Source organism: Ignatzschineria sp. 22MB058224 (assembly GCF_058188435.1).
The window spans coordinates 1267060-1285934 of the sequence record NZ_CP187366.1; the positions used below are offsets into that span (position 1 = coordinate 1267060).

Here is an 18875-nt window from a genome sequence, read left to right on the forward strand (position 1 = left end):
TCTTCGGGAGCTTTTCTTTATTCACAAATGTAGATAAAAAATATACTAACGAATAACTCTCGCTCTGCAATCAATCCCTTTAATCGGACGGTTCCAAATCTGATCAACGGCAACTTTTGCAACTTCTCGTTTGACTGCAATATATGCTTTCATCGGCAGAAGCGTAATTTTACCAACATCACTGCCGGCAATTCGACCATTTGCCGTTAAGGCGCCTAAAATATCACCGGCACTAATCTTTGCTTTCCGCCCTTCATTGATTTCAATAGTCACCATTGGTGCAAGTAGTTTTATCGGTTGCGCATTTCGAAATTGTGTTTCTTCAACTCGTTCAAGAGTTTCACCTAGTGCTTTTTCAATGGATTCTAAGCGATGTTGCTTCGTTGCAAGTGACAAAGTTATTGCCAAGCCTTTTTTACCAGCTCGCCCAGTGCGCCCAATTCGATGAACATAAACTTCAGGATCAAAAGGCACATCATAATTGATAACCATTGTTAAATCATCAATATCAAGTCCTCGAGCCGCCACGTCTGTTGCCACTAATACTCGGCAACTACGATTACTAAATTGTACTAGAACCTGATCACGATCTTTCTGCTCAAGATCACCATGGAGTGCTAAAGTATCAATACTTTGATCTTGTAAAAACTCCATAATCTCAATCGTTGTTCCGATTGTGTTACAGAAAATCACCGTTGATTCTGGTTGATAAGTAAAGAGGATATCTGCCGTTACTAAGGGTTTATCACGACCATCTTCCACGATCACAGCTTGTTGTATGATCTGCGGACGCTCCTCCTCTTTCGATTCCACAATAACCGATTGTGGCTGATACTGAAATTGACGACTCATGCGTGCAATATCATCGGGGAATGTTGCTGAAAAAAGAAGTGTCTGCCGGTGTTTAGGAAGATAATGAATAATCTCAGAAACGTCATCCGCAAATCCCATATCTAACATTCGATCGGCTTCATCAAGTACTAAAACTTTTACTTTTGAGAGATCTAATGTCCGGCGTTCTAAATGATCGAGCAGCCGTCCTGGTGTACCAACAGCAACATGTGGCGCATGTTGCGATAGCGCATGAATTTGACGCTTAATCGGAACACCACCGCAGATCGAAGAGATTTTTAAATTCGGTATATAACGACCCAATCGGCGCAATTCCTTACTGACTTGATCCGCTAGTTCGCGGGTTGGGCAAATCACTAAGCTTTGCGTTGCAAAATGTTTAACGTCGATCGTTTCCAATAACCCAATACCGAAAGCGGCTGTTTTCCCACTACCTGTATCTGCTTGCCCTAAAATATCCTTTCCCTTCAAAATAAGAGGAAGCGTGGAAGCTTGAACAGGGGTCATTTCAGTGTAGCCGAAATCGGCCAAATTCTCGATTTGTGATTGAGGAAGTGATAATTGAGTAAAGGTTTGTTTATTCACGATGATCTGTTTCTCTTTTTATAGGTGATAACTAAGTATTTAAAAGCTCTGCCCATTCCTGAATAGAACCCCTAATAAAAAACCTATATCCCACTTGGAATATAGGTTATTCACAATTTTACGCTACTTTTAGAAATTATTCGATAATAAGCAGTGAAATCCTAATTTGACCATGCTTTTGGAAAGATAAATCCTTCATAGAGCGGATTATTTTCAATATAATTTTGAAACTCTTTCGATTCATAAGCTGACTTCAATGCTTTTGCCCAAGGCTTATTAATATCTTCTGCACGAATCGTAACCATAACCACATGCTGTGAAGGCGTATTTTCAATCACTAAAGCATCGGTCATTTTTAAGCCGGCATTAGCGACGTAATTACCATTAATCACGGCAAAATCTACATCTTCTAAAGCTCGTAATCCTTGCGCCGGATCGATTAAAAGAACTTTAACACCATTAAGCGATTCAATATCTCGCTCAGCAAATTGAGCAACATCTTCATTGTGTACCTTAACCCAGCCAATACTTTCAAGAAGTCTTGCTGCTCTTTCAGCATTAACAGGGTCATTCGGGATCGCAATTGTCATGCCAGGCTTTACATCCCTCAATGATTGATGCTTTACAGAACGGAGTGATTGTGGTGCACTTGCCATATCAGCAAGTTTAACCATATTCATGTTGAGCTCTTTATTCATCTCTTCCATGTAGGCTACACTTTGATGTCCTGTCGCATTGATCGCTCCCTCTTTAAGCGCCGGATCGATCTGCATATTTTGCGAAAGCACCTTTACTTCAACTTCAAAACCTTCTCGTTCTAAAATAGGGCGAATACCCTCTTCAAATTGATTGACATAAGTTGAGGGACCAAAACCAATAACAACGCGATGGTCGCTATCTTTCCCTTGACCGCAAGCAACAAGGACACCGGCGATAAGCAGTACTGAAAATCCTCGCACCAAGCGAGCCATAATATTTTTACGCTTATTGATAATCATTTTTTACCCCTATTAATCCCATGCTGTTGGAAAAATTAATCCTTCATAAATAGGATCTGATTTAATGTACTGCTCAAACTCTTTTGACTCATAGGCAGCTTTCACGTCTTGTGCCCATGCTTCATTTTTATTTTTCTCTAAAATAGCTACCCGAACGAGGTGCTGTGCTGGAGAGTTTTCAATCGCTAACCCATCTTGGATACGAAGCCCAGCATTAGTGACAAAGTTGCCATTGACCACGACAAAATCAAGATCTTGTAATGCCCGTAACATCTGTGCTGATTCCATCTCGATAATTTTGGGATTAACACTTCCAGGCTTTATTTCATTGACATGAAAGGTTGATACATCAATTTCAGGGTCGAGTGTTATCCATCCCACCGATTCGAGTAAGCGCGCTGCTCGTTCAGAGCTCACAGGATCTGTTGGAATCGCGACAGTCATTCCATCACGGATATCCTCGATGCTATCGTGACGATTAGAACGAATCGTTTGCGGTGCACTTGGTGTTGCCGCCCAAACCATCATCGGATCGCCGCCTAAACGACGATTCATCTCGTGTAGGTTTGCTTCACTAATATGCACAGAAACATCCACCGCACCTTCTTTTAACGCTGGAGGAATCATCGAATTTTGCGAGAACGTTTTAATCGAGACTTTATAACCTTGTTTCTCTAATATCGGGATAATACCGCCCTCAACTTGATTCACATAGATCGAGGGTCCTAATCCAAAAACAATCTCTTTTTTATGATCTGTTTGATCACTGCATGCAACTGCAATCAATAAGAACAAAATCCCCATCAATAGATGAACTATATTCCTAGATAATTGCCACAACACCTTCCTTGTTTGTTGACTCATTCCATTCTCCTTTGGTGATTTATGAGTATTATTGAATATCTAATCCCTCGCTACATACTGCGTCGCCATCATGTGTTTGTTATAAATTATGAACAATCGCGACTTACCATTGAATATTTCTCAACCTAATCATTTGAGCGTTAAAGTTTCAAAACGGCTTTTGCCAAATTAGTGTAGACCATGTCTTCCATCGGTGGATTATGGAGACCGGCACGAACATCTCGATAAGCACGTGAAAGAGGATGCTTTACTGAAAGGCTACGCGCACCAACAATACGCATCGCTAAGTCCACAACATCTAAGGCTTGATTAACAATCGCGACTTTAACCGCGCCAAGCTCATCTCCCATTGATAATCGTTCTTCCAATGTAGCTTCATCCCATTTACGCGCGACACCAAAGAGAAAGTATTCCATCTCCATAAGTTTCACGCGAATTTGCCCGATTTTTTGCTGAACCGTTGGGAACTGCCCAATCGTACCGGTCATCGCATTTGATGAGTAACTATTTGCAAAATGAAGCGCTTCTTCGTAGGCACCGCTGGCGATCCCAAAGTAGACTGCTGGAATATGTAACAACCATCCTTGCGGCTCTTTTTTCCCAGGTGTTAAGTATTGCGCTAGATCTTGTGAACGAACTTTTACATCTTTTAAAATAAGATCATGACTACCTGTTGCACTCATAGCAATTGAGTCCCAAGTCTCTTCAATCGATACACCGGGAAGATCTCGCTTTACTAAAAAGCTTCCCACATCGGAAGAGCCATCAATACCGGCACTGACCGCAATATAATCGAGTACTGGTGAAAGCGTAGTGAATGTTTTACGTCCATTTAAAACCCAACCATCAGCAACCTTTACCGCTGTTGTTTCAGGTCTTCCCCCACGCGTTGGACTGCCGGTCGCGGGTTCTGAAGCGGCGTTATTAATCAAAGCGCCTTTTGCTAAAACATCTTGAGCGAATGCCTCATAAAGTGATTTATCCCAAACATCAGTTTCGCCCAAATTTTTGCTAATGCCCATATGCCAACCAATCGCCAATCCTGTTGATCCGTCATGTTTAGCGATTTCTGATTGCAGACGAAGCATCTCTTCCAGAGAAATTCCCGCCCCTCCCAAAGCTTTAGGAAGTGTTAAAGCTGGGAAATTAACGTTCCGTAAATCTTCATAATTCTCGTATGGGAATGAGCCATCAAGATCATGCTTATAGGCACGCTCTTTAAAGTTCTTCGCAATTGTTTTAACAGCTTGCAAGCGTTCTTCAGGATTCAATTCTACAATATTCATACTTTCTCCAACATGAGTTTGACTACTACGCACTAAAAAGTGCGTATTTCGACAGTCATTTTTGTGTAAAAGTGGCTGTTTTTTTAAACAGGTATTACCAATTAGTGATAACGACGCGCAAGGAAGTTTCCGAGCGATTGAATCGCCTGCACGATAATCACGAGTAGAACAACCGTGTAGAACATAGCAACACTATCAAAACGCTGATAACCATAGTTCAATGCTAAATCACCGATACCACCACCACCAACGGCACCTGCCATAGCTGTTGCACCGACTAAACCAATTGTTGCGGTTGTAAAATTTAAGATGAGTGAACCACGCGCTTCGGGCAATAAGAATTTCCAGATTAACTGAAATGTTGAGGCTCCCATAGAATCAGCCGCTTCGACAATTCCATGATCAACTTCTAATAATGAGCTTTCGACTAAACGTCCAATAAATGGTGAGATATAGATAATAAGTGGAACAATCGCGGCCGCAGTTCCAATTGATGTGCCCACAACCATTCGTGTAAATGGAATAATCGCCACCATCAAAATAATAAAGGGTAAAGAACGAACAATGTTCACAATTGTATTGAGAATTTTATAGAAAATTGGTGATTGATGAATCCCGCCTGGGCGAGTTAACACTAAGGTAATACCGATTATTGATCCTAAAATAGTACCGACAATTAGTGAGACACTCACCATCACAAATGTTTCCCAACCTGCCTGTAAAAACTGTTCGAGCGTGACTTGCGTTTTAAATGTTTCTGTATACCATTGCCACATGATTTATGCTCCCTTTGGTAAGAGATCAAGATTTAACTCTTTCTCGGTAATATTAATGCCATGTTTAGATCCTTCATGCGTGACACGTACGCCATGAGAACGAAGGAATTCGATCGCCTTCGTCACTTTTTCAGGCTCGCCTTTCATCTGAACAAAAGTACTGCCGAGAATATTGCCCTCAATCTCAATCATATTGGCAAATAAGATATTAATAACGACTTCATCCTGAAGAATCAACGCATTAATTACAGGCTCTTGTGCTGAACGGCCGAGAAATTCGAAGCGGTAAATATCTTCTAAAGAAGAATCATCAAGGTTTGCTAAAACACGTTCTGGGATAGAATCCCCGATAACGGTTCTTACAAAACTCTTTGTCGTCGCTTGTTGGGGATTTCCAAATACGTCGATCGTTTTACCTGTTTCAATAACTTGCCCTTGCTCCATCACTGCAACTTTATTACAGAGATATTCCACAACTTCCATCTGATGCGTAACCATCATGATCGTAATCCCTTGTTCACGGTTGATCTTTTTCAGAAGATCTAAAATGGAGATCGTAGTTTGCGGATCAAGTGCAGAAGTTGCCTCATCACAAAGCAAAATTTTAGGATTATTTGCTAATGCCCGCGCAATACCAATCCGCTGCTTCTGCCCACCGGAGAGCTCCTTAGGATAAGAATTCTTTTTATCAGGGAGCTCAACAAACTGCAATAATTCATCAACACGCTTGTCGATTTGTGCACGACTATGATTGCCATTAAGCGTTAAAGGCATCGCGATATTTTCCGCCACAGTTTTCGTTTCAAGCAGATTAAAATGTTGGAAAATCATACCAATATTTTTTTTCGCTAATCGTAACTCTTTCGGGCTATAACTTGCTAAATCTCGACCATCAACGATTACACGCCCTTCAGTTGGGCTCTCAATGTCATTCACTAAACGAATTAAGGTACTTTTACCGGCGCCACTGTAACCAATTACGCCAAAAATATCCCCTTCTTTAATGTGTAAACTCACATCCTTTAGGGCTTGCGTTTCTACGCCATTACGTAGATATTTCTTATAAATATGTTCAAACTGAATCACGGGGTTTCTCCATTATTTCCGTATCGTATTGGTCAAACTTCTTTGTAAATTTTGACCATTTAATATCTCATACTTTGGTACGTTATGCCCCACACATATTTTGGTATTTTGCTTTTCTACTCACGTCTCATTTCCTTCCACGATCTTTTTAATTATCTTTTCTGCAAGTGATCTATTGCTTCACTCTCACAGCTATAATAAAACATACTTAACATATAAAAACAATACACTTTTAATTTTTTCGATGATTTTTTTAGGCATGTAAATCGATTAATCGTTATTAAAGGTATTTTCAAATTAAGAACAACAGCCAATAGCGGTGAAAAACACTCATATTTAATAATGAGTAGAAAAAACTAAGCCGATAAAAAAGCTCAAGGATTATATAAGCCTTAAGCTTCCTTAATACCAGTTTTTTGCCATCGACGATCGCATACTTATAAACTTATTTACGATACGCTTTTAATACTGCCGGAATTTGATTGATACGATCAAGTAGACGGCTCAATTGATCCACATGGTTAATTTCTAGTGTAAAGCTGATCGACTTTGTATCATCACTTTCATCTTTCATTGTCATATTGGTAATTTTAAGATGTTCAGCCGACATAAGCTGGCTAATCTCTTGAAGCAGATCCACATTGGCATAGGCCGTAACATGAATATCAGCTTCAACGAGGCGCTCATCACTCATTCCCCAATCAACATCAATACCACGCTCAGGATTTTGTTCGAGCATATTTTGATAATTCACACAGTTAAGACGATGAATCGTCACACCTCGGTTGATCGTAATATAACCACCAATAAGATCAGGCGGAGCAGGTTTACAACAAGTTGCAATGGAGGTAAGTAGTTTCCCCATTCCTTTAACTTGAATACCACTCGAAGCCTTTTTCGATTGTGGACGAACCATTAATTCAGGATCGAAATTATTTTTCTGTTTTTCACCGGGAAGGCGGCTAATTAGCTGTGCAATAGTAATATCGCCCGAACCAAGATTAGCATAAAGATCATTCAAACCCGTACAATGCAATTTACTTGCCAGTTTTTTAAGTTCGTCTTCACTTAACCGAGCGTTGAGGCGTGAGAGCTCTTTTTCGAGCATCTGCTTACCCGCTTGTAAGTTACTCTCAATCTCTTGAGAGCGGAACCATGCCCGAATTTTCGAACGTGTTCGGCTTGAGCCGGTATATCCTAAATGCGGTGACATCCAATCTCGACTTGGATTAGGAACTTTTCCGGTCAAAATTTCCACAACATCACGATTTTGCAATTGATATGTCAGCGGGACAATTGCCCCGTTCACTTTCGCACCACGACAGCGATTTCCTAATCCTGTATGGATTTTATACGCAAAATCGAGCGGCGTAGACCCCGCAATCAATTCAATGGGCTCTCCTGCCGGCGTCATTACATAGACATTTTCATTAAAGATCGATTCTTCAGTTAAAGGTTCCTCTCCCTCTTCAAGCGCACGATTAAGATGATCACGAAGCCAGTTAAGGTCGGCTTGGTCGATCGATGTCCCCCGCCCTTCTTTATATTTCCAATGCGCAGCGACACCCATTTCAGCATCTTGATGCATTTTGTGCGTTCGAATTTGGACTTCTAGCGTACGATCGCCGGGTGCAAGAACAACGGTATGCAGTGATTGATAGCCATTTGGCTTTGGATTAGCAATATAATCATCAAACTCACGAGGAATTGGCACCCATAATTCATGAATCATACCAAGGACGGCATAACAATCAGCGGTACTATCCACTAAAATACGAACAGCCCGAATATCGTATAGCTGTTCGAAACTTAAATTCTTTTGGCGCATTTTACGCGCAATACTGTAAATATGTTTTACGCGTCCTGTCACCTCTGCCGGAATATTATGTTCCGCTAAAAGTTTCTTGAGACGTTCAATAATATCGCGAATATATTGTTCACGAACCTTACGCTTGCCATCTAATTTAGAGGCAATTTCACGATAAAGATCAGGTTCAAGAAAACGCAATGCGTAATCTTCTAGCTCCCATTTGATTCCTGAAAGCCCTAAGCGATTAGCGATCGGTGCGAATATCGTATTCGTATTTTGTGCAATTGCGCGCTGTTTATCTTCTTGCGAATCTCGCGCATTACGCATCACAATCACTTGATAGGCAAGCATCACCACAATGACCCGAACATCTTCGGCAAATGCTAAAAACATCTTCCGTAATGTTTCAGGCGATTTTTCATGAGAGATTGCGCCGGATGTTAATTGATTCACAACAGCGAGGTATTGGATAAATTTCCGTGTCTCTTCTGGTTGTTGTTCAACAGGCGTATTTAAGATAAATAAAATCGTTGCCGCTTGAGGCATCGCTTCAATATCGAGTTGTTCGAGATAGTAGGCAGTTTCTAACGCCATTTTAAACAACGGATGATCCTGTTGAGAAATGCAAGCCTCAAAAAGCTCTGGTTTCCAGCTCTTTTCTTTTCCTTGTAACCACTCTAGAAGAGTGGCCAATGTTATTGACTTTGACACATCCACTTCCTCATACTCAATTTTATTGTTATAACCTCTTTTAGAGAGGAAAACGATGCAGACTCCTTTCGCCTGATTCGCAATCATTGCTCCTTAGAGCATAACAATTTCTAAAGCAAAAGACTCATTTTCGCAAAAATTTAATGCTCTATTTTACACGCAAAATAAAAAACGACATAGACCAAATGGAGAGGAATATGTCGCTTTATTCATTTTAGACTGCTATAAATACCTTATATCGTGCTAATTATGTATTAATTTGTCCAAGGACCGCGTATAGGTTTTGCAAAATAGGCAAGGACGGCAATCATACAGATCTCAATTGAAACAGACCAATATATATGGCCTAAAAATTCACTCCACAACTCTGCTTGGTTAAGATTCCATAACCACCCTGTTGCACCATCAGCATAGACAGGGTTTCTAAACCCTAATAACGGGATCAAAAATCCATGCATTACCACCGTAATCAAGATTCCGTAAAAAGCCCCATACCAAAGGCGAATTTTAGGCCAAAAGACTGATCCAGCGACATAAACAAAAGCAAAAGCAAAACTAAAAACCCAATGATAAAGTGTGACAGCCCCCTGAACAGTTACTCCCTGATAAACATAATCAAGTGAATGGGAATTGATCCCTAACCACCTCAACCAAGCATCAATATGTGCTCCTGGAGGAGAGATTTCATCCGGTACTCGCGGTGGCATATTCACTTCTGATCCCCATTTCACTAACGAGCTCATAAAACCACCAATGAGCGTAGTCCAAATAATGACTTTAAGATTCACCTTATTTAAAAAAGCTTGTTTATAGTTCATAACTTTTGCCCTTTATCACCCGATTGTTTTAATAACATCATATAAATCATATAAATCATATCTTTATGATCACATAGATAACACAATTTCCACACAAATATTTACTATCTCCTGATGATTGTTTTTTATAGAGTATAAAAATATCATTTAACAACTTAATCAAAAGATTAAAATAAAACTCAAAAAGATAATGAAAATAGGGTGAATGAATAAAAAGCGCTAAAAAGGACAATAAAGAACCATTATCTTTGAACTGCCCAAAAAAGTTGGACACAACTTTGAGGGGCAGTTTACTGTAAGAACACAGCTTTTTATTGTTCGTTAATCCCTATTACTGTGATTTGGGATTAAACATCTCTTTTACAAAATCGACCTCGCCGGTTTCAACTTTGTAAAATGCGCCGGCAATACCAATTTCGCCCGCTTTGAACATCTCTTTCAAGACAGCGCTTTTTTCAAGAATGTGCTCAATGGTATGCTCTACATTATGGAACGCAACCAAATCTACCGCTTCTTTCGATTCAATATCAATATTGTGATGATGTTTTTTAACATGTTCGATAGAAGGTTTGACCTTCGCCAATAGATCCGTTAAATGCCCCAGCTCCGTTCCTTTGCATGCGCCAGTAATTGCGCCGCAATGGGTATGACCAAGTACAACGATAAGCTTTGAACCTGCTAATTTACACGCAAACTCCATGGAACCAATAATATCGTCATTGAGAATATTTCCGGCAATTCGGACGCTAAAGATATCGCCTAAGCCTTGGTCGAAAATTAACTCTGCGGAAGTGCGGCTATCGATACAGCTTAAGATAATTGCGAAAGGAAACTGCCCTGCTTTCGTCTCATTGACTTGCTCAAGCAGATTACTATGTGCTTTTAAATTGGCAACAAATCGTTTGTTACCCTCTTTTAAAAATGAGAGCGCTAATTCCGGCGTTAATGACTTCTGATCTTCGATATTGTGTAATCTCATTGTTTCATATCTCTTCGTTTAGAAATTTTGTCCCTTGCTTTACAGCTAGAAAGGTGACTAACAATTAAACAGTCTACTCCGATTTAGCGTCAAAAAAGAACAAAAGTACGTTTTTTTTACAAAAAATGACCATTTTTTAAACAACTGTTAGAGTCATCTTTTTGATAAATATAGAGAATGAACAATAATCAAATTCCCACAACTTTAATCATGATGCCACCAATAGAACCGGCGATAAAAGCGGTATTTCCATTCGCCTTAAACGGTACTTCAACTTCCATCATAATGGTGAATTTACTCGTATCGCGGGAATCATAAAACACACTATCCGGCTCCTGATAGAGATTGAAATCGCCCTGTAACATACCGCAGTGAGGACAATTATTCGCATAATAAGCACTTTTTAGTGTCTTGCTATAACTCTTTTTATAGTGGGGATTGATCATTTGCATCTTCGTTAATACATGATGATCTAATACCGTAATATTCGAAACAAATGATTCATTCTCTGTCTCTTGCCAGTTAAAAAAACTTAAACCAAGATCGTTGTCCTCATACTCATCAAGTTGATAATAACGATCGAGCAAAAAGGTCGTCACCGGCATCTCTTTTTCGCACTTCCAACATGATTTTTTTGCCATCACAATCGAATAATTATCGGCAAGAATCGAATAGTCCGATTCTTGAATCAACCACCGGTGCAGTACCGTATCTAAGCTATCTTGTAACTCTACATACCACAATTTCAACTTAGGATTCCATTTCGCACCATGAGCTTTTGCTTCATCCTTCTCTTCAAAGGGAACATTTAAATAGAGTTTCATTTCACTCCTTAAATATATGCAGAATTTATTTATCACTACCGATCGTTTAAGCCATTTTCATCAATAGTTCTGTTATATTATTGAAAACTATATTGATTCAACTTCATCATTTATATATTTATAACAGAATAACCAAAATGTATAATTTTAAATATCCACTTTTAGCCTTTATTATCCTCGGTGTCTTTGCAATCATTGCAATGACATTTACCCAGCAGAAATCTACTCCGCAAAAGAGTTCAACGCTCAATGATCCCAATATTACCTATCAATTACGTTTCTATACGCGAGGATCTGATTATGGTGCCTACATAAATGATGAGCTTGTCTATAATTCCTATGAACAGGGATTTGGTGGAATTATCCGCGACAATATTGATCGCGTAAATCAATATCTCCACAATGGTGAAAATGAGATCGCCCTCAAAATTATTAGCCAAAGTCCCTACTTTAAACCTGATGATAATTATGAATGTTCCATGGGAATATACGCCGACCATGGCAATGGCGAAAATGAGCAAGCTGTTTTTTTAAACCTTAAATATGCTGATATTGATACTTTCACTCCCGGTACAACTTTTGAAAAAAAGAACCCATACTTCAAAGTTTTACCAGATTTAGAAATTAAGAAAGAGCAGCTTATGCAAAAAAGTGCTGAGATTAAGGGAATTCTGAACATTGAGAATTTAGTTCAGTAAAACCCTCAATATCATTCATATATTAAAATCACGCCAAACTTTTAAATGCTTCTATCGCTCTTAGGCGACTACTTTTTAAATCAACAATGGCATGCTTTTGCACTTTATGAATCCGTTTATTATCTAAATGGGCTAACTCCGGACACCATTGACGAATAAAGTCCCCATTGGGATCAAATCGCTCCGATTGGGTGACGGGATTAAAGATCCTAAAGTAAGGCACGGCATCTGTACCAGTAGAAGCGGACCATTGCCAGCCGCCATTATTCGCAGCAAAGTCTCCATCGATGAGATTCTGCATAAACCAAGCTTCCCCCTTACGCCAATCGGTTAAGAGGTTTTTGGTCAGAAACATTGCGGTAATCATGCGTCCTCGATTATGCATCCAACCAGTTGCTTTCAGCTGTCGCATAAAAGCATCCACAATGGGGATGCCGGTCTCTCCATTTTTCCACGCTTCAAAATCGGCATCATTCTCACGCCATTGAATATTTTCTGTCTTTTCTTGGAAGGCTCTATTTCTGGAGACTTGGGGAAAATTCCACATAATATGGTAATAAAATTCTCGCCAGTAGAGTTCATTCATCCAAGTTAAAACCCCTTCATCACCTGCGTGAAAATCACCTTCATTAATCATTAATGCTTCTTGAAGGAGTGTTTTCACAGAGATCACACCGAGTGCAAGATAGGGTGATAGACGACTCGTTCCCTCAATGGCAGGAAAGTCCCGATGAGCATGATAACGGAAAATATCTTCCTTTAAAAAGTTCTGAAAAATCTCAAAAGCAGCGTCTTCACCGGCTTTATAGGCTAAATTATCAAATGCATCATAAGGATTAACAGAGAGATCAGCACTTTCAATATCTAGCTTATTTTGCGTCGGGATGTCAAAATGACTCTCAAAACGCTGATGCTGTAAAATGTCGATTAAGCGTCTTTTGAAGGCGGTAAAGACTTTGTAAGGTCTATTTTCACCATTTAGAATAGAACCTAACTTTACTAAGGTCTTATCGTGGCAAGGATAGATATCTAAGAGATGTTTCTTTAATTGCCGATAAACCGCTCGATCTCTTGCAACCTCATTGACGCCAACTTCATGATTAAAATAGAGCGAGGAGATCTGATAAGCTTCCATCAATTGCAGTATACGCGTCGGAATCTCCGCCCAAGAATCAACTTCTACGATCTTTAAAGGGATATTCCTACTCTCGAGTGCTTTTTGTAATGCTTGTAAGTTTCGCCACATAAAAGCGAGTTTCAGCTTCGCATCACGATGGGCCTCCCATTCTTTATGAGAGACAATAAAAAGAGCAACTGTTTCCTGATTTTCAGTCGCCTTATAGAGCGCCTCATTATCATGAACTCTTAAATCAGATCGAAACCACATTAAAGATCGCATAATATCTCTTACCCCTATTAAAATAAGAAAATGGGATGAGGAGGATAGACTATAACCTTCCGGCAGTTTATGCGAGATTTTTATTGGAAATTAGCTACCAATTATTAATATAATTTAAAATTAGTAACCTATCTTATTTATCAAAAGTCTGATTCGTTCAATAAACATATTTTCATTTTTTATCAGGTCCTCCATAGCCTGTTTCTCGTGCACATAAATACCATCTATAATGAATTGTACATTATTATCATGGTTACCATATAAAGTCTCAGAGTAAGATTTAGTGGTATCTATTGGTTTTGATAAAGGATAAATTAATCCACTTACTATTAAGTTAGATCGGTAATATCCAGAATAAGAATGTATTTGATGTAAATCTGATCCATCAACATCCCCTCTCTTCATTTCCATTTTTTTAAATTTTGCATCAAAAACAATAATTTTTCTGCTTTTTCTGTGTTGCATAATTAAATCAGGGAATATTGACCTAGAATAAAATTGATTTAGATAAACTGGAATTTCGACTTGCCCACTCACCGACCATTCAGGAAAGTTTCTGCTCAATAATTTTTCAAGATAAATCTCGTATAACTCAGCAATATCAAAAAGATAACCAGTAGCCGATAAGGAATGCTTTTCATTATTAGATTTTAGATCTTTATTCAATAAAATTATCTCCGCATATTCCAAAACTTTTTTGAAACCAGAATAAATGGGAGAGTTGATAGCTTGATGAGCCTTAGCTATTTGAATTGTTTTATAATTCACATAATGGCCTGAATATTGTTGCCTTAACAATTTACTCAAACCAAGTAAGCGACTTTGAATTTCTTTTCCAAAAATATTTTCTAATTTCTTTAGCGCTAAATATAAAACATCAATAATTTCTTGAATATATACCCGTTCTCTGAAAACTGTTGTCAACTTCCCTCGAAACGGTATATCTCTTTTCAAATAATCATTAAAATTTATATTACCCTTTACCTTATGACTACGCTCTTGTCTTTTTTGGTATTGTTGTGGCAAACCTAAAACAGCGGCTTTTTCTAATGACTTAATAAACAAATGGGCAATAATAAACAAAAATTGATTTTCTGTTTCACTCTTTTCTGCGAATATTGTTTCATTATCAATATATATATCGCTTACAAAATTTAGCATACGTTGTAGAAATGCTTCACCATATTTTGTTGTAATATTTATTAAACAATCTCTATATAAAAGCATCCCGGCATATAAGCCTGTTTGAATAAAGTATTCTTTTTCTACTTTTTGTTTAGAATACAATCGCAGAATAAAACGTTCATTATTTTTATTGAAAAATCGTTTATTTTTAAAATGAAATATTTTGACATGTTCTAATTGTCCCGCACCACACTTCAACTCATAAACTGATGAAAATATTTGTTGTAACTTTTTAATACCTGACTGTTTGACTCCAAATTCTTTAGCCAAATTAGAATCTAAAATTGGAGCCTCTTCGTAAAAATTATGGTTTACGGGAATATTAATTTTCATTTTATTTCATTGCTTCTTTGAACTTATTTAACGCTTCGTCTAATTTAATTTCCAACTCACCTTCCATAAATACGGCTCTTAAATATTCTTTCAAAGTCGGTTCTAAATACAAATTAAATAACTCTTCAATATTATTATTTGTAATATATTTACGTTTAGCGATATCACTAACTTTCATAAAAAAAGCATGACCAAACTTATACGAGCTTCCCAAGCCTAAATCATTAGCAATATAGTTATTCAATTTTTCGCAAGCATTAATGTACCGTCCAATGTTATTAAACGGCTCTTTCCCTTTAAAACGAGTTTCCTCTTCTATTACATCGTAATTACAATCTTTTTTTATCCATTTAAAACGCCTACGAAGTGCTAAATCAAAGGTATCAATGCTTTTATCTACATCATTCATCATCCCAATAAAGAATACATTACTAGGAACACCAAACTTTACCTCATTGTTATCAATTTCATAGGCTAAATCTTTAAATTTCTCATCCTCTTTGATCAAATCTTCAATTAATGCAGAGTATTGAGTTCTAATCAGATTTTTACTGCTTTTATTCTCAACATCATGGCGGTAATCTTTTTCCAATAGCGATAGCGTTTCACCAAAAACTGTTGACAGATTTGCTCGATTTATTTCATCTACCACAAAATAAAATTCTTTTTGGGGATGTTTCTTTGCTTTTATACAAAAATTTTTAAAAATACCATTGACTAGTTCAAAACGAATATTCCCATCCTTCGAGACACCCTTAGGCTTAATCCCTTCTATGAAATCCTCATAAGTAAATGAGGGATGGAATTGTAAAATTTCATAACGTGAATTGTTACCTTGACAAACAAAATCCAAACTGTTTTTTACAGAAAATGTTTTACCAGTTCCTGGGGGGCCATAAAGAATAACATTAGGATTATTTTTATCTGCGATCGTTTTAGAGTTTACAAAACGCCATAAAAAGCGAGAGAGCAAAATAAGTTCATTCTGATCTTGTTCGTTAATTCCTAAAATTTTTTTTATTACAATGCAAACCTGATAGTTTTTTATAAATATTCCTTCTGCATCATCATCAATAAATTCGTTATACAACTCTTCTAATGATTCGGTAGAATAAATATTGAGAAAATCCGATTGGTTATCTAATATGGCTAATTTCATTAAGATTTGCTTTGCGCTATAATTTGCCCCTTCGATCAAACCTATTTTTTCTAAAGGGTCATTTTCTGACACAATACTTTTCAGTAAACTTTTTATATTTTCATCAAAATAAACTTCCGCCTCTTGTCGATTTGCATTAGGCTTATTTTGACTCTTTATAAAATATGTTTGACCATCAGAATTTAGTTTAACTTCAAAGTTTTCAGCATTCCCTGGTTTCGAAGAACCAAAAACACTTTTTGTAGTTCGTTCTAAAAAATTACATAAATATCCGCCTGGTCTCTGTATTTCTCCCGCATCGGATGTTTCTGAAGCCCCCTTCAGGATATTTGTATAGTCATCTAATTCCAATGCGTCATTTAAAATTTTCTTTTTATAAAACTGCCAACTAGAAATTAAATTCGATGCTTCAATATTGTTGAACTGTTCATCAGCCTTGGTTATACCACTTTTAAATTTATCCCAAAGTATTTTAATTTGGGCTTGTCGCCCTTTTGACAGTTTTATTTTTTCCATTAGCTTTCTATTACCTATGATTTTATGCCCATTTATTATTTTTGAGGCTGCTTTAGTATTAAAATCTCTATCCCTAGGAAATGAGATTATAAATTGTATCCTTTATCATCTAAGTCAAAAATTTCAATTTCTATTCTATAAGAAAATCTATCTAAATTATCAGTTACCAAATACTCATTACCTACTGCAATAACGGATTTTCTTGAAGAATTCTAATAACAAAATCTCGTGATATTAATTATTTAGATATAATGCATGTCTCAATAATTCATTTAACAATCCTTAAATTCAATACACCTAACTTACCCAACATTATGTAGGAATACAATTAGTAAATTTATACTTAAAAGTATGAAGTTAGGTTAACTAGATTTAGGTTTGACAGATTGTTAGGGATTCTTAACAAATACAAACGATGCCGTATAAAACACCCTCTCGCTTTAAAGTGATCTTAATCAGCTAAATAATGAGATTCTTCAACCAAAGACTTTGGATTATCTCTCATCACCTACAAAGTAAACCTGGATACTTACATTTTCAGGTAATTTTAAAATTAATTACAGATATTGAAGGCTAATGAATGAGGATAACTAGAAAAGGTGACAATTCACACTAATCTCTTGTTAAAATTACTAAAAATTATATACGGCATAATGAATCGAAAGCTTTTTCTATACTCAGTGCACTCATGTGGATGAAAAGGTATGCTCGTGAAGCCCACTATCTTAAATCATATCATGAAGAAGCAAAAAAGTTTCATGTGACTCTTAATAAGTGTCGCATGAAGTATCTCAACAATTAGTTACCATTTTTTAAAAAAGAATGGGAGCGAGTTCAAAAAGGCTAAATAATGGCAAATATAAACCTCTTAGTTAAAAAAATGGATGAACAAAATATTAAATCAGTCCTTTTTAATTTCAATTTCTCAAACCTTAAAATACGCGGAGTTTTCTATTCTGAATGCAAATCTATGACACTTGGAATAGAAGAACAAAATTTGGGCTGGCAACCAAAAATTGCAACAAATGGTCACATTAATCAGGAAATACCAAACGATATCTTTAAGAAAAATATCAACTTGTTCAGACAAGAGGATAAATCCTTTACAACAAAATATTTATTTATCGCATTGGGTAATGCAATAGAAGATTTAAAAGTTCTGAATCCACCTAATCAAAAAGATGCTCTTAATCTGCTAGGAATGTGCATTACCAATGATAAAAAATATGACAACGAAGGTAGTAAACCATATTTTTGGCATTGGAAAAGGGTAAAACCCAGTCCCCAAAATCTTGAAAAAATAGCACGATACTTTGGTAGTGATATCAGCGATTCATGTATAAAACTTGGAAAAACAGCTGTGTGGTCAAATATACCACAAAAAGACTCACTATGTTTTTCAAATAAAAATACAACTGAAAAACTACTTAATCAATAATTACTAATAGTAATCTATATCTACTGAAATAGCATTGAAGTGAATGACATTAAAGCTTATAGACAGAGGGACAGAAAATAAAAAAGCTACTTCATTTGAAATAACTAACAATTTTAAATCGATCCCGCCCAATTTCTCGCACAAACATTTTATAGATACAAAAAAGCCCGCTAACTAGCGGGCTTTCACAATCATGATTGGTGGAGGCGGCGGGATTTGAACCCGCGTCCGAAAACTATCCATTCTTGGTACTACATGTTTAGCCGTATCTTTAATTTAACTCCGCATCGTCCGACCGGCAGGAGATGCAAAGCTGTTCTAAGTTAAGTTTCGCAAAATACCCCTTAGAAATGATATTTCACTATTTCGTTTAAGTTGACTGATGATAATACCGAACGAACACAGTACCATGATCAGTTAGCAGACTAAGCTGCTAAAGCGTAGTTGTTATCGTTTGCAACTATACAATTTGCCGCGTTTTTACAAGACTCTCGACCATCTTGACATGCACCTCAAACTTCAACATCCCCGTCGAATCCAAGAACGCCCCCGTTTAAG

15 protein-coding genes and 1 other RNA gene are annotated in these 18875 nt (G+C 37.3%); 2 read left to right on the plus strand and 14 right to left on the minus strand.

The window, feature by feature from the left end; all coding sequences use genetic code 11:
* Positions 1-45: 45 nt before the first annotated feature.
* The 10 genes from dbpA to ACPF7B_RS05530 form a co-directional block, all read right to left on the minus strand.
* Positions 46-1437: an ATP-dependent RNA helicase DbpA gene (gene dbpA, locus ACPF7B_RS05485; protein WP_490504834.1), complete on the minus strand. Its 1392-nt coding sequence runs from the start codon at positions 1435-1437 to the stop codon at positions 46-48.
* Between the two features lie 161 nt (positions 1438-1598).
* Positions 1599-2435 carry a MetQ/NlpA family ABC transporter substrate-binding protein gene (locus ACPF7B_RS05490; protein WP_490504835.1) on the minus strand — a complete coding sequence of 279 codons (837 nt, stop codon included), beginning with the start codon at positions 2433-2435 and terminating at the stop codon, positions 1599-1601.
* Between the two features lie 12 nt (positions 2436-2447).
* Complete coding sequence (locus ACPF7B_RS05495) at positions 2448-3299, minus strand: MetQ/NlpA family ABC transporter substrate-binding protein (protein WP_490504836.1); 852 nt, start codon at positions 3297-3299, stop codon at positions 2448-2450.
* Positions 3300-3439: 140 nt separating this feature from the next.
* Positions 3440-4585, minus strand: a complete 1146-nt coding sequence (locus tag ACPF7B_RS05500; protein ID WP_490504837.1) for an acyl-CoA dehydrogenase family protein — start codon at positions 4583-4585, stop codon at positions 3440-3442.
* A 101-nt stretch (positions 4586-4686) separates the two neighbouring features.
* On the minus strand, positions 4687-5361 hold the full coding sequence (locus tag ACPF7B_RS05505; RefSeq protein WP_490504838.1) for a methionine ABC transporter permease: 675 nt from the start codon (positions 5359-5361) through the stop codon (positions 4687-4689).
* 3 nt (positions 5362-5364) lie between these two features.
* A complete protein-coding gene (locus ACPF7B_RS05510; protein WP_490504839.1) occupies positions 5365-6447 on the minus strand; it encodes a methionine ABC transporter ATP-binding protein in 1083 nt (360 codons plus the stop codon).
* A 445-nt stretch (positions 6448-6892) separates the two neighbouring features.
* Positions 6893-8968: a bifunctional (p)ppGpp synthetase/guanosine-3',5'-bis(diphosphate) 3'-pyrophosphohydrolase gene (locus tag ACPF7B_RS05515; protein ID WP_490504840.1), complete on the minus strand. Its 2076-nt coding sequence runs from the start codon at positions 8966-8968 to the stop codon at positions 6893-6895.
* Between the two features lie 254 nt (positions 8969-9222).
* Entirely contained in the window at positions 9223-9786 is a 564-nt protein-coding gene (locus ACPF7B_RS05520) for a YagU family protein (protein ID WP_490504841.1), read from the minus strand.
* 331 nt (positions 9787-10117) lie between these two features.
* Positions 10118-10765, minus strand: a complete 648-nt coding sequence (locus ACPF7B_RS05525) for a carbonic anhydrase family protein (RefSeq protein ID WP_490504842.1) — start codon at positions 10763-10765, stop codon at positions 10118-10120.
* 188 nt (positions 10766-10953) lie between these two features.
* A complete protein-coding gene (locus tag ACPF7B_RS05530) occupies positions 10954-11589 on the minus strand; it encodes a DUF5710 domain-containing protein (RefSeq protein WP_490504843.1) in 636 nt (211 codons plus the stop codon).
* Positions 11590-11726: 137 nt separating this feature from the next.
* Here ACPF7B_RS05530 and ACPF7B_RS05535 point away from each other — a divergent pair, with 137 nt between their 5' ends.
* A complete protein-coding gene (locus ACPF7B_RS05535; protein ID WP_490504844.1) occupies positions 11727-12287 on the plus strand; it encodes a hypothetical protein in 561 nt (186 codons plus the stop codon).
* A 28-nt stretch (positions 12288-12315) separates the two neighbouring features.
* Here the strand turns inward: ACPF7B_RS05535 and ACPF7B_RS05540 are convergent, their stop codons facing one another.
* From ACPF7B_RS05540 to ACPF7B_RS05550, 3 genes are all read right to left on the minus strand, one after another.
* Positions 12316-13686: a cryptochrome/photolyase family protein gene (locus ACPF7B_RS05540; protein ID WP_490504845.1), complete on the minus strand. Its 1371-nt coding sequence runs from the start codon at positions 13684-13686 to the stop codon at positions 12316-12318.
* 120 nt (positions 13687-13806) lie between these two features.
* On the minus strand, positions 13807-15204 hold the full coding sequence (locus ACPF7B_RS05545) for a 5-methylcytosine restriction system specificity protein McrC (protein WP_490504846.1): 1398 nt from the start codon (positions 15202-15204) through the stop codon (positions 13807-13809).
* 1 nt (position 15205) lies between these two features.
* Positions 15206-16879 carry an McrB family protein gene (locus tag ACPF7B_RS05550; protein WP_490504847.1) on the minus strand — a complete coding sequence of 558 codons (1674 nt, stop codon included), beginning with the start codon at positions 16877-16879 and terminating at the stop codon, positions 15206-15208.
* Positions 16880-17729: 850 nt separating this feature from the next.
* Between ACPF7B_RS05550 and ACPF7B_RS05555 the strand changes: the two genes are divergently transcribed.
* A complete protein-coding gene (locus ACPF7B_RS05555) occupies positions 17730-18317 on the plus strand; it encodes a DUF6037 family protein (protein WP_490504848.1) in 588 nt (195 codons plus the stop codon).
* 198 nt (positions 18318-18515) lie between these two features.
* Here ACPF7B_RS05555 and ssrA read toward each other — a convergent pair.
* Positions 18516-18868: a transfer-messenger RNA gene (ssrA, locus tag ACPF7B_RS05560) on the minus strand.
* Positions 18869-18875: the final 7 nt, after the last annotated feature.